General features: G+C 46.1%; 12 protein-coding genes. 6 read left to right on the plus strand and 6 right to left on the minus strand.

Going from position 1 to position 12,359, the window contains the following annotated elements:
- Positions 1-88 precede the first annotated feature (88 nt).
- Positions 89-466 carry a winged helix-turn-helix transcriptional regulator gene (locus AC23N5_RS13530; protein WP_221225520.1) on the minus strand — a complete coding sequence of 126 codons (378 nt, stop codon included), beginning with the start codon at positions 464-466 and terminating at the stop codon, positions 89-91.
- 96 nt (positions 467-562) lie between these two features.
- Here AC23N5_RS13530 and AC23N5_RS13535 point away from each other — a divergent pair, with 96 nt between their 5' ends.
- Positions 563-1,426, plus strand: a complete 864-nt coding sequence (locus tag AC23N5_RS13535) for an SDR family oxidoreductase (protein WP_487755993.1) — start codon at positions 563-565, stop codon at positions 1,424-1,426.
- A gap of 56 nt (positions 1,427-1,482) precedes the next feature.
- Here AC23N5_RS13535 and AC23N5_RS13540 read toward each other — a convergent pair whose 3' ends face one another.
- The 3 genes from AC23N5_RS13540 to AC23N5_RS13550 all read right to left on the minus strand — a co-directional run bounded on the left by AC23N5_RS13540 (position 1,483) and on the right by AC23N5_RS13550 (position 2,767).
- Entirely contained in the window at positions 1,483-1,785 is a 303-nt protein-coding gene (locus AC23N5_RS13540) for a DUF1330 domain-containing protein (protein WP_487755994.1), read from the minus strand.
- A 24-nt stretch (positions 1,786-1,809) separates the two neighbouring features.
- Positions 1,810-2,175, minus strand: coding sequence for a VOC family protein (locus tag AC23N5_RS13545; RefSeq protein WP_183970961.1), 366 nt, complete (start codon positions 2,173-2,175; stop codon positions 1,810-1,812).
- Positions 2,176-2,380: 205 nt separating this feature from the next.
- Positions 2,381-2,767, minus strand: coding sequence for a hypothetical protein (locus AC23N5_RS13550; RefSeq protein WP_183970962.1), 387 nt, complete (start codon positions 2,765-2,767; stop codon positions 2,381-2,383).
- Between the two features lie 310 nt (positions 2,768-3,077).
- Here AC23N5_RS13550 and AC23N5_RS13555 point away from each other — a divergent pair, with 310 nt between their 5' ends.
- The gene (locus AC23N5_RS13555; protein ID WP_487755995.1) at positions 3,078-6,149 is read left to right on the plus strand and encodes a PVC-type heme-binding CxxCH protein; all 3,072 of its coding nucleotides are present in this window, start codon (positions 3,078-3,080) and stop codon (positions 6,147-6,149) included.
- 36 nt (positions 6,150-6,185) lie between these two features.
- Here AC23N5_RS13555 and AC23N5_RS13560 read toward each other — a convergent pair whose 3' ends face one another.
- Complete coding sequence (locus AC23N5_RS13560; protein ID WP_487755996.1) at positions 6,186-6,674, minus strand: SRPBCC family protein; 489 nt, start codon at positions 6,672-6,674, stop codon at positions 6,186-6,188.
- 162 nt (positions 6,675-6,836) lie between these two features.
- The gene (locus AC23N5_RS13565) at positions 6,837-7,865 is read right to left on the minus strand and encodes a PDDEXK nuclease domain-containing protein (RefSeq protein WP_487755997.1); all 1,029 of its coding nucleotides are present in this window, start codon (positions 7,863-7,865) and stop codon (positions 6,837-6,839) included.
- Positions 7,866-8,206: 341 nt separating this feature from the next.
- On the opposite strand from AC23N5_RS13565, the gene AC23N5_RS13570 reads away from it, so the two are divergent.
- From AC23N5_RS13570 to AC23N5_RS13585, 4 genes are all read left to right on the plus strand, one after another.
- Positions 8,207-9,373 (plus strand): FG-GAP repeat domain-containing protein, encoded by a 1,167-nt coding sequence (locus tag AC23N5_RS13570; RefSeq protein WP_487755998.1) that lies wholly within the window; start codon positions 8,207-8,209, stop codon positions 9,371-9,373.
- Positions 9,374-9,429: 56 nt separating this feature from the next.
- Entirely contained in the window at positions 9,430-10,167 is a 738-nt protein-coding gene (locus AC23N5_RS13575; RefSeq protein WP_183970967.1) for a (Fe-S)-binding protein, read from the plus strand.
- A gap of 65 nt (positions 10,168-10,232) precedes the next feature.
- Complete coding sequence (locus tag AC23N5_RS13580) at positions 10,233-11,591, plus strand: lactate utilization protein B (protein WP_487755999.1); 1,359 nt, start codon at positions 10,233-10,235, stop codon at positions 11,589-11,591.
- A 107-nt stretch (positions 11,592-11,698) separates the two neighbouring features.
- Positions 11,699-12,277 (plus strand): LutC/YkgG family protein, encoded by a 579-nt coding sequence (locus AC23N5_RS13585; protein ID WP_487756000.1) that lies wholly within the window; start codon positions 11,699-11,701, stop codon positions 12,275-12,277.
- The last annotated feature ends 82 nt before the right edge of the window (positions 12,278-12,359 follow it).

Raw genomic sequence — 12,359 nt, forward strand, 5'->3', positions numbered from 1 at the left:
TTTACCACGGCAAGTTTCAAAAAAAATCAAAGCAATTATGTAGTTAAAAGGCGCAATCTTGTAGCCAAAAGGGAGAGAGGGGCTAGTTTTATTTCCCGATAATCTCTTTTCTGTGTTTTACGCCCCACTCAGCCATGATTTGAATAAGTTCTTTGAACGAATTTCCGTATTCGGTAATGGCATATTCTACCGAAATAGGCTGGGTGTCTTTGACCGTTCTTGAAATTAATTTGTTCATCTCTAGGTCTTTCAACTCGCGGCTCAATACCTTCCCAGATATACCGTCCACCAGTTTTAATAACTCGCTAAACCTTCTTGGGCTAAAACAAAGGCAGGTAACGATGGAAATTTTCCATTTTCCGCCCAATACGTCCATAATGTCTTGAATGGCCCTCATCGAGGCGGTACAAACTTCGTTGTCCGACACACAAGTGGCTGGTTTCTTAATTGTCACAAGCTGACTCATTGGTAAATTGGTAGATTAAAATAAACTATTACCTTATGACACAAAGTTACAAAATGTCATCAACTTTGCAGCGTACTTTAAAAAAAAACACAGCAAATGAGTAACAAAGTTGTATTGATTACAGGGACGAATAGTGGGTTTGGTTGGTTGACAGCCAACACATTAGCGGAATTAGGTCACAAGGTATATGCTACCATGCGAGATACCGCATCAAAGAATGCCGAAAAGGCCAAGGCACTTGCGCAGGTTGAAAACATTACGGTGTTGGATGTAACCCTGACGGACGATGCCAGCGTAAAGAATGCCGTAGATTCAATCATCGCTGCCGAAGGGCGAATTGATGTGTTGGTCAATAATGCGGGTTTTGGAGCTGCGGGCGTGGCCGAAAGCTTTACGACGACCGATGTAGAAGAGATGTTTGGCTTGCATGTGGTAGCATACTGGCGATTGATGAAAGCCGTTTTACCCGTTATGCGTAAACAAGCAGATGGTTTAATCGTCAATATTTCGAGTGGAGCAGGAAGATTTGCCTTCCCGTTTATGACGGTCTATAGTGCTGCCAAATTTGGCTTGGAAGGGTTGAGCGAAGGACTGCACTACGAAGTAAAACCCTTGGGTGTTGATGTGGCGATTATTCAGCCAGGTGCCTTCCCGACGGACATTTTGCACAAAGTTAGAACGGGTTCTGATGAGTCGGTTGTGGCAGGATACGGCGCATTGGCCGAAATTCCGAACCAGATGGGGAGCGGACTGGCACAATTGTTTGAAACAACTAAACCAAATCCGCAAGAAGTAGCCGATGCCGTAGTAACGCTCATAAACCTACCCAAAGGCGAACGCCCTCTCAGAACGGTCGTTGATCCATCAACGGGGCACATCGTAGAAACGGCAAATGAAGCGGTACAGGTAGAATACAAAAAAACAATTACCGCATTTGGCATGGGTTCATTGTTAAATTAAGACTTCGACGCCTTGAAACGGGCCAAGCAGCATACATGTTGCTTGGCCCGTTTTTGCTACAATTTTTGCCCCAAATAGAGCACAGATGCCTTTATGGATTGCTCTTTAAGGTGTAAAATCTTTTTGCGGTCTTCGTCTTTCATAAAATTTTGGAAGTCTTCGTGGGCGTCAAACTCCACCAGATGGATTTCATAAGGTGCTTCGATTTGCGCTTCAATAAAACTCTCCTTGGGTGGGCGTACCCTAAACAAAAGACGGCCATTGTACTTGGCGATGGTGGGGATGGCCACGCTTTCAAATTCATCAAAAATAGCCTCTTGGCCTTCAATGACGTAAATAAGTTGGGTGATGTGTATCATTTCTTGTTTTTTTATGAGCGTCTTCTACACTTTTAACCAAGTCGGAGAGTCTTCGGTCGGTTGGTTGACTCGAATTAAATGACCATCTGGGTCGCTAAATTCAATGCTTGTCATCCCTAAATGTGATTTTTTGGGTTCGCTAAAGCTAATTCCATTTGCGGAGAGTCTTTCGATTACCTCTGGCAAATTATCTGTCAAAAAACTTACAACAGCCGTAGTGGGCGATAAATGGGTGGACGTATTAAAGTCAATCCCTCCCACTCCCGACTGGAAAACGTTGAGTGCTGCTTGGTCAACCGAAGTATTTAGACTTAAAATAGTGTTGTAAAATGATTTACTTTTGGCGGGGTCACTGGTTCCCAGCTCAATTTCGTGAAGTCTTATTTTCATTTTAGTGGGGGGGGATACAGTTGAAGCAAATGCTGGAAATTCATCACTCTAAAATGCCTTTGAAGTGCATGAGTTTTGTAAACCCTCCATCCAATCCGACTTATAAAAATTGAATGTTTCTTCAGCACTTTGGTTGAAATTGATGTGGAGACTGGCAAGTGTCACACTAACAGGCTTTTAAAGTGTTTTGTCTAGTTGTTTTTGGCTATTTGAAAGAGTTGTTTTTCAATATTTTATTAAATACAAATAATGAAAAAACAACCCCAAAAAATGAAGCATAAATATCATACCAATCAAACACTCGGTCAGGTTGATATTTATCTCGGATTTCATTTAATATCATTAACAAAAAGGTGCCAATACATGAAATAACGAAATGCTCTAGGGATTTGTTGAGTCGTATTCTATTGCTAGCATATATAAAAGGTATCGCAAAAGCCAAACCAAAATTGGGTAAAAACCCCAAAATAAATAGTACAAAATCGTTGCTACCGAAGTAGGGTCTTAAAAATTTTGATAAATACAGCATCATACCGACTACAATCGAAGTTGCAACTATTTTCTGTTCTTTTTTGGTATCAATGGATTCCATCAGCTAGAATTTTACTTTGATTTAATACTCGCCGCTGATTTTAGCGAGAGTATCAGTTTGCAAAGTATTGTAATTCAAAAGTTTACTAGCCTGTTGCTACACTTTATTTCTCTATTTCAGCAATTCGTTACACATTCTATAACGTACTTTTTTTTCCCTATTTCCCAGCCCTTACTCATCGAAAGCGAGTATTGAGCAAAGTTTTTATTTTTCCACGAAAAAATAGAATGATTTTGGGTAAAAAAGGGTAAGGTTGCCATTTTAGTAGCAAATCCTCTACCCCTTGACCACGATTTCTTCTTCTCGAAAAATGAAAAACATCATTTCGTTTCCTCCTAAACCCTTATTACTTAGTACGGGCTTGTTGTTGCTATATGCGCAGGGTTGCAGTGTACCGCAAAAACAAGTAGTTTCTAAAGATAAATTTGCCGACCACGTTCGCACTACCGAGTTTCGGACGCCTGAGCAAGAACGTCGAGGGTTCACGCTGCCGCCAGGTTTTGAAATTACGCTTTTTGCGTCCGAACCCCAGATTGCTAAACCCATCAATATGGAGTTTGACGACCGCGGGCGGTTGTGGGTTTCGCACTCGCTTGATTATCCGATGCCTGCGGTTTCGGGGGGAGGGAAAGATAAAATCACCATTTTAGAAGATACCAACGGCGACGGGAAAGCCGATAAATTTACTGATTTTCAGGATGGGCTTAATATCCCTATTGGCATCATGCCCGTAACCGACGGTGCTATTGCGTACAGCATTCCCAACGTCTATCATTTTACCGATGCCAACAACGATGGCAAAGCCGACCACCGAAAAGTGGTTTTGGGGGAGTTTGGCTACAAAGATACCCACGGAATGGTGAGCAATTTTGTACGTGGGTTTGACGGTTGGATGCACTCGTGCCACGGTTTTACCAATACGTCCAAAATCGCGGGTACCGACGGTGATTCGGTGACGATGGTGTCGGGCAATACGTTTCGCTTTCGAACCGACGGCAGTCGCGTAGAACAAACGACCTACGGGCGGGTCAATCCGTTTGGATATGCCTACGACGAACGCGGGTTTTTGTACTCCGTCGATTGTCACTCCAAACCCATTTACCAGCTCATTAAAGGCGCTGATTATCCGCATTTTGGCAAGAAACCAACGGGGATTGGTTTTGGCCCCGAAATGATGAGCTATGAACTAGGCTCAACGGCGCTTTCGGGCTTGGCGTATTACATTGGCGAGCAGTTTCCTGCCGAATACCGCAACAGTTTTTACAACGGCGACGTGGTTACGTGTCGCATCAACCGCAACACCATTACCTACAATGGCTCAACACCCGTGGCGCACAAAGAAGCCGATTTTTTGGTCAGCGACGACCCTTGGTTTCGTCCCGTGGATGTGAAAGTTGGCCCCGACGGAGCGCTCTATATTGCCGATTTCTACAATCGAATCATTGGTCACTACGAAGTACCGCTCAATCACCCAGGCCGCGACCGCACCAGTGGACGTATTTGGCGGATTACTTACAAAGGCAGCTCGGCCCAACCCTCTTTGAAAGATTGGTCAAAAGCCTCTATCGACGAGTTGGTGGCAGGGTTGAGCCATCCCCAGCTCAACGTTCGTCTAAAAATAGCGGATCGTTTGGTGGATGGCTGGAAAGAAAAGGCTATTCCGTCTGTGTCGCAGTTGCTAGCCTTGCCTACTACCGATGCCAAGGTGTTTGTACAGGGTCTTTGGATACTTCATCGCTTAAACGCCTTGCCCGCTTCGGCCTTGGAAAAAGCCCTGCATCATCCCGACCCACTGGTGCAAGTACACGGGTACCGCGTATTGGCGGAGTCGGCGGCCATTAGCGATGCCCATCAGGCATTGGCCGTGGGAGCATTGGCCGATAAAGACTCTTTTGTACGCCGAGTAGCGGCCGAAGTTTTGACCCGTTTTCCTGCGTTGAAAAATATCGCTCCATTGGCGGATTTGTACCAACAAACCAACGACGAAGATTCGCATTTGAAATACACAACCCTGCTAGCTATACGTACAAATTTGGCTGCAAAAGGCATGATTCGTCAGGTGGCAAGCGCGACTTGGAGCGAGACCCAACGGGCTATTTTAAGCAAAGCGGCGGTGGATGTTTCCTCGCCCGAAGTGGCATCCTTTGTTTTGGAATATGCTACCCAACGCTCATTGCCCACCGACGAGTTGGCCAAGTACCTGGAATACACGGCTCGCTACACGGATGCCCCTGCGCTCAACGAAACCATTGGCTCTTTGGAAAAACGTTACGCAGATAACCGCGAAGGGCAATTTGCGTTTTATAACGCGCTGCGAAGAGGATTGGCGCAGGGAGGAAAAACGGTGACTAGTCGTATGCAAGAGTGGGGGACAACACTGGCAAAGCAGTTTTTGGAACAACCGTTGGTGGAAAAAGAAACGGCGCAGCAAGTGGCGCGGCGGGTGCAAGCGGCCGAGGTAGCGGGCGAGTTTAAGAGCAAATCGTTGGAGCCGTCGGTGCTTCGTTTGTTTAAAAATACCCAAGCCGACGACCGAGTGCGGGTAGCCGCTGCCAGTGCGCTCATGAGCACCGACGCACCTGCGTACACGCCGCTGATTGGCGGGGTGTTTTTGGAACGTTCGGAAAAGGTATCCTTACGGGAAAAACTGGTTGGGGTACTGACGCGTACCCATACGCCTGAAGTAAACGGATGGCTGCGAAAAGGACTAAACGGGGGAGCGCGTAGCTTACAAGGGGTGATTGCGGCGGCGTTGGCCAACTCCGAGTCGGGCATTGACCAATTGCTCAATGCCTTAAAAGAAGAAGAAATCAATGTGGACGTGGTTAGGGAAGGAGCGGTGAAAGAGCGCTTGGCGTCGAAGATGATGCCTAAGCAGCAAGCTTTGCTCAACGAATTGACGGCGGGGAGCGCCAATGAGTTTGAGGAACGTCAGCAGTTGATTCAGGCGCGTTTGGCGGGTTTTGAGTCGTCGAATGCAACGGCCGAGGCGGGCCGAAATGTATTTGTACAGAATTGCAGTTCGTGTCACCAAATCAAAGGTGCGGGTGGGTTGATTGGCCCGCAGTTGGACGGGATTGGGAATTGGGGTAAAAAAGCATTGGCTGAAAAAATATTAGACCCCAATCGGAATATCTCGGAGGCGTTTCGGAATTACAACATTACGCTCAACAACGGCCAAACCATGACGGGACTGTATCGCCGCACGGAAGGACAAACGATGATTTTTGCCAACAACGCAGGACAGGAGTTTTCGGTAGTGAAAAATGACATCAAAGACTACAAAGCCTCTAAATACACCCTCATGCCCGACCAATTCAGAAATACCATTCCTGAAAAGGACTTTTATGCGCTTTTGGGATTTTTATTGAAAACGAAGTAGTGGATGGTGATAGTTGATTGAACATAATAAACGTGGCTAATGGGACGCCAATAGGTGGTCGAGTTCATCCAAGGTCGCCGTAAATCCTTCTTTGAAGCCCATTTCAATCATTTTCTCCATCCGTTCGAGGGAGTCATTGTAAATGATAATGCTGACTTTTGTCTTGCCGTTTTCCTCCCTGAAACTATACTCCCAATCAGAACCTGGTAGTTCGGGGTTTTCGTCGGCATCCGCAAATGCGTTCAAGTACTTAAAATTGGTTTTGGGCGTAATGGAAGTATATTTCTGAACCGCCCACATCATGTGCCCTTCGGGACTTACCATGGCATAAAACCTTCTGCCACCAACCGTAAAGTCCATTACTTTGGTTTTAGATGCCCAAGGTTTAGGAGCCCACCATTGGTCAAGAATTTCTTGTTTTGTGAAAGCATCCCAAACCAGCGAAAGGTCAGCGGCAAATTCGCGGGTTATGAAAACCGATTTAGCGGCTTTATCAACGGTAAAGTCAAACAATAAATGGTTCATGTTTAGTATGTTTAAATGGTTGATAATTGGTTTTTTAATTGAGAAACTGACTGGTTGCAAATATATGTGCAACTTTTCGGTTTCTCAAAATTTGTCTTAAAAAAAAATAAACGTAGCTTAAACGTTGGGTAGGTGTGAAGGAATGAGGAGTTTGTCGATGACTTATTGATTGTTTTCTTGTTCAATCGCCGAGATTTCGTTCATTATTAAGGCTTGTAGCTCATCTTTGGGCAATAAGAGTTGATATTCGGCTACGCCAATGGGTTTGTTGATGTCTTGCAGTGCAATTTCTACATCCAAGTGATCTTTATCGGCACAAAGAATGATTCCAATGGATTTGTTTTCATTTTCGCCTTTCTCTAATTTATCGAGCAAGGATAGGTACAAATTCATTTTGCCGACGTATTCTGCTTTAAAGCTGCCTATTTTCAGTTCGATAGCCACCAGCGAACGCAAACCCCGATGGAAAAAGAGCATATCTATAAAATACTCTTTGTTATTGTATTCCAAACGGTATTGGTTACCGATAAACGTAAAGCCTTTACCCAACTCCAACACAAACGATTTTATTTTTTCTACTAATCGTTTTTCCAATTCCGCTTCTTTCACTTTTTCGGTTATGCCTAAGAAACCAAGATTGTACGCATCTTTAAAGACTTCGTTGGCATAATCAGCATCAATTTCGGAAAGTGTTTTGTTAAAATTATGTGCTTTGATTTGCTTTTGGGCGTAGGCGTAACTGTCCATTTTTATGGCGTTGAGTAGCCAATCTCGACTCCAACTTTTGGTTATGGCCTCAGTGGCGTAATAGGTAACGGCTTCAAGCGACTGAACTTTGTTGATTAACAGCAAGTTGTGCCCCCACGGCAAAACTGCGACAGCCTGTCGCAGTTTTTGGTCTGCCAAATGGTAACGCTCATAAAAACGCTTCATATCCCACAAATTGCGAGGCGACAGGCCCATGTCGGGAAATTCGTTTTTCAGGTCAATAGAAAGTTGATTGACCACTCCGCTGCCGTAGCCTTCTGAAAGCTGTTTTTCAAAAAGTAATTTGCCCAAATTCCAATAAACTGACTGCGTGGCACTGTTGAGTTGTTGGGCAATAACAATGCGGGCTGTGCGAATTTGTGCTATCGCTTGTTTGAGCACACTGTCGTAGTCTTCTCTGTTTAGACTTAGTTTTTTACTCATTTCTATGCTGTTGTTTTTGGAAACAATCCCTTTGTCTGAATCTTGTTCATCCTTTAATTCTGTAAATTCTTATTCAGACAATGAGGAAAAGAGTTTTTGCATTAACTCGGACTCACTTATGCGGGTTTTAGTGCTCATTACTCTTCTTCAATAAATACTTCCAGAGTTCTTGCAATTTCGTTGGAGTCTAATGAATTTTTGAAAGGTCAAAGATAGGAAGGCAGACTTTACGTTCGCCCACTTCTCCGAAAAAACAAACCAACTGTGGGTAAAAAAGGAGGGGAGGGACACTTTAATTAAAAATTCTCACCCCTTTTCTAAACTCCTTTTTCTCCCCAAAAATGAAAACGCATTCTTTGTCTCTAGCCCTTGGGCTACTTCTAGTGTGGATGAGCTTGCCTGCTTCTGCGCAAACCAACCGCCCCATCAAATTTCAAAAACAAGTGCTCACGAAAATGTTTTTCTCCGAAGGCGTAGCCGTGGGCGATGTCAACCGCGACGGAAAAAAAGACGTGTTGTCGGGTGCGTTTTGGTACGAAGCCCCCAACTGGAAACAGCACGAAATTGCCAAAGGCGATACATTTACGGTCAACGGTGGCTACAGCAATTCGTTTTTGAACTTTAGCATGGACGTCAATCAAGACGGTTGGATAGACTTTATCCGTGTCGATACCCCAGGGGAATCGGTGGTTTGGTACGAAAATCCCAAAAATAAAGCGGGGCATTGGAAAGCGTACACCATTCACAAATCCATTGGAAATGAGTCGCCTGCTTTTACAGATCTCGACGGCGACGGACGTCTTGATATCATCGGAAACGACCCCGAAGCCAAGCAAATGATTTGGCTCAAAGCTCCTTCCAAAAAAGGTGATACCGAGTGGAAACGCTACGTGATTAGTACCGACAATATTGGAATACACAAATACACCCACGGCTTGGGCGTGGTGGACATGAACGGCGATGGGCGGTTGGATGTGCTGATGCGTGAAGGTTGGTGGGAAGCCCCTGCGGATCGTACGCAGCCTAATTGGACGTTTCACCGTGCCAATTTGGGGGAAGAATGCTCGCAAATGTACCTACTCGATGTCAATAAAGACGGCCTAAAAGACGTCATTAGCATGTCGGCGCACAAATACGGCATGTGGTGGCATCAGCAAGGCAAAGATGCGCAAGGGAATCCAACATGGGAAAAACACGAAATTGGGAAGCTATTTTCACAAACCCACGGCTTGGCCTTGGCCGACATCAACAAAGATGGAAACCCCGATTTGGTGACGGGCAAGCGCTTTTTTGCCCATAATGGCAAAGACCCAGGGGCGTTTGAGCCTGCGGTATTGTATTGGTTTGAGTTTAAACCTGGCCCTAACCCAACGTGGATTCCGCACCAGATTGACGATAACTCAGGTGTAGGGTTGCATTTGGTGGTCGAAGACATGAACCGCGACGGGCTGCTGGACATCATTACTGCAAACAAAAAAGGAGCCCACGTGTTTCTTCAACAGAAATAAATAAAACAGGTGCGTACAGGACAGAATTTTGAAAGAAGCTGTCGTATGTTTGTCGTATGAAAGTTGGTTTATTCATCCCGTGTTATGTAGATCAGTTTTACCCCAAAGTGGGTATTGCTACACTCCAATTGTTAGAGAAATTTGGTTGTGAGGTGGGGTATCCCGCCAACCAAACCTGCTGTGGTCAGCCCATGGCCAATTCTGGCTATGAACACCTGACGCATGATTGCAACCGCCTTTTTGTTCAAAATTTTGCTGATTTTGACTACATCGTGGGGCCGTCGGGTAGCTGTGTCTTGCACATCAAAGAACACTTGCATACCGAAGGTGAGGGGGAAGCGAAAGCGACGCACATCCGCCAACGGGTGTATGAACTGACGGAGTTTTTGACCGATGTGCTCAAAGTCGAAAACCTATCGGCGCATTTTCCGTATCGGGTAGGGCTGCACCAAAGTTGCCACGGGCAGCGCGGATTGCACCTTTCGCAGATGTCGGAGTTGGTAGCGCCTGCGTTCTCAAAACCTGAAAAGCTCTTGCGAATGGTCGATGGAATAGAACTGGTACAACTCACGCGTAGAGACGAATGTTGTGGATTTGGTGGAACGTTTTGCGTGGCCGAAGAAGCAGTTTCGGCGCGTATGGGTGTTGACCGCATTGACGACCACATCAAGAACGGTACCCAAGTCCTGACAGGAGGCGATATGTCGTGTTTGATGCACTTAGAGGGCATCATTCGCCGCCGCGAGTTGCCCATCAAAGTAATGCACATCGCCGAAATCTTAACGGCGAATTAACCTCATCTTATATCCCTCTCCTGACGGGAGAAGGATTTTTACATTCTCCTAGAAACTAGTCGGTTATGAATCATTCTGAGGCTGCTGATAAATTTAATAAAGATTTTGACCGCACTACCTGGCACGACGAAACGCTCTGGTGGGTGCGCCAAAAACGCGACCGAGCGGCGTTTGCTATTCCCGAATGGGAAGATTTACGCAACACGGCGTCGCAGATAAAACACAACGTACTGTCCAACTTAGACACGTACTTGATTGAGTTTGAAAAAAATGCCAAGGCCAACGGCGTCACCGTCCACTGGGCTGCCGATGCGCACGAACACAATCAAATCGTCCTTTCGATTTTGAAAGAGCAAGGCATCCAACAAATCGTGAAAAGCAAGTCGATGCTGACCGAAGAGTGCCATTTGAATCCTTTTTTGGCCGAAAATGGCGTTGAGGTGATTGATACCGACTTGGGCGAACGCATCGTGCAGTTGGCCGACGAGCCACCAAGCCACATCGTAATGCCCTGTATTCACTGGAAAAAAGAGGAAATCGGCGTTTTGTTTCACAAACATTTGGGTACGCCCGAAGGCTGCGCTGACCCATCGACGTTGACGTTGGCCGCCCGCGAACACCTGCGCGAAAAGTTTTTGACGCGCCGCGTGGCATTGACGGGCGTGAACTTTGCTATTGCCGAAACGGGAGAATTTGTGGTCTGTACCAACGAAGGTAACGCCGACATGGGTACGCACTTGGCCGACGTCCACATTGCGTGCATGGGCATCGAAAAAATCGTCCCTAAACGCAAGCATTTGGGGGTTTTCTTACGGTTGTTGGCGCGTTCTGCTACGGGACAGCCTATTACAACTTATTCGAGTCATTTTGCCAAGCCCCGCGAAGGGCAACAAATGCACATCATATTGGTGGACAATGGCCGCTCTCGGCAGCTGGGACGGGAGGAGTTTCGTAACTCGCTCAAATGTATCCGTTGTGGGGCTTGTATGAATACCTGTCCTGTGTACCGTCGCAGTGGCGGACACAGTTACCACAATGCCGTGGCAGGACCGATTGGGTCGATTTTGGCGCCCAATTTGGACATGACCAAAAACGCTGATTTGCCGTTTGCAAGTACGTTGTGCGGAAGTTGCTCGAACGTTTGTCCAGTCAAAATCAACATCCACGAACAACTTTACAGCTGGCGACAAGTACTTACCAAAAGCGGACATTCACCCACTGCCAAAACGATAGGGATGAAAGCAATGGCGGCGGTATTATCGAGCCCATCGGTGTATCGTTTTTCGGGAAAAATAGGCCGTTTGACGTTGTCAAACACGCCGTTTGTGGTCAACAATTCCCTGAATCCGTGGTATAAACAACGCGAAATGCCAGAGCCTCCCAAAGAGTCGTTTGGCGAATGGTATAAAAAGAATCGGAAGTAAATTCTGCGGTTTGACTATCGCCTACGGTCTGACTATCGTCTGACCTTTGTTTGATGAAAATAATTTAAACAATCATTCCCCCATTGGGGGGCAGGGGGCTAAATAAAATGAGTCGTGAAAAAATACTGGCGGCCGTGGCCAAAAACAAACCCACGCTGACACCGCTACCAGATATACAAGATTTTGGGAATCCTTACAGCGATTTGGTCGCGCAGTTTACTTCGGTACTGACGACCATCGGTGGTACGGTGGTGGAAGTGCGCAGTTGGGAAGAAATCCAACAGTACGTTCAAACGCACTTTGCGGGGCGGCGTATGGTCACCAACCTTGCCCCATTGGCAGACATGGCCCAACAAAGTTGGCTAACGTCTGATCCTCATTCGTTGGACGACGTAGGATTGGCCATTTTACAAGGACAATTTGCCGTGGCCGAAAATTCGGCAGTGTGGGTTACCGAAGCCGAAATGGGGCAGCGAGTGACGCCTTTTATTGCTGAAACGCTGGCATTAGTCATAAAAAAATCGGCGATTTTGCCCAAGATGCACCACGCCTACGCCCAAATTGGTGCGGCCGAATACGGTTTTGGTGCTTTCATCGCAGGGCCTTCCAAAACCGCCGACATCGAACAATCGTTGGTCTTGGGCGCGCACGGCCCTAAGTCGATGGTAGCCTTTTTGATAGATTGAAAAAAAGGTGAAACTTTGCTAAAAGTGGCTTCCCGAAAGTGCATTAACTTTCGGGAAGTTTTTTATACAAGCAATTTTTCAT

Source organism: Runella sp. R5_40, from assembly GCF_057652295.1.

Coding starts and splice junctions, on each gene's coding strand:
- AC23N5_RS13535 (WP_487755993.1), top strand. CDS start 563: ATGAGTAACAAAGTTGTATTGATTACAGGGACGAATAGTGGGTTTGGT.
- AC23N5_RS13575 (WP_183970967.1), top strand. CDS start 9,430: ATGAAAGTTGGTTTATTCATCCCGTGTTATGTAGATCAGTTTTACCCC.
- AC23N5_RS13530 (WP_221225520.1), bottom strand. CDS start 466: ATGAGTCAGCTTGTGACAATTAAGAAACCAGCCACTTGTGTGTCGGAC.
- AC23N5_RS13545 (WP_183970961.1), bottom strand. CDS start 2,175: ATGAAAATAAGACTTCACGAAATTGAGCTGGGAACCAGTGACCCCGCC.
- AC23N5_RS13540 (WP_487755994.1), bottom strand. CDS start 1,785: ATGATACACATCACCCAACTTATTTACGTCATTGAAGGCCAAGAGGCT.
- AC23N5_RS13565 (WP_487755997.1), bottom strand. CDS start 7,865: ATGAGTAAAAAACTAAGTCTAAACAGAGAAGACTACGACAGTGTGCTC.
- AC23N5_RS13570 (WP_487755998.1), top strand. CDS start 8,207: ATGAAAACGCATTCTTTGTCTCTAGCCCTTGGGCTACTTCTAGTGTGG.
- AC23N5_RS13560 (WP_487755996.1), bottom strand. CDS start 6,674: ATGAACCATTTATTGTTTGACTTTACCGTTGATAAAGCCGCTAAATCG.
- AC23N5_RS13550 (WP_183970962.1), bottom strand. CDS start 2,767: ATGGAATCCATTGATACCAAAAAAGAACAGAAAATAGTTGCAACTTCG.
- AC23N5_RS13580 (WP_487755999.1), top strand. CDS start 10,233: ATGAATCATTCTGAGGCTGCTGATAAATTTAATAAAGATTTTGACCGC.
- AC23N5_RS13555 (WP_487755995.1), top strand. CDS start 3,078: ATGAAAAACATCATTTCGTTTCCTCCTAAACCCTTATTACTTAGTACG.
- AC23N5_RS13585 (WP_487756000.1), top strand. CDS start 11,699: ATGAGTCGTGAAAAAATACTGGCGGCCGTGGCCAAAAACAAACCCACG.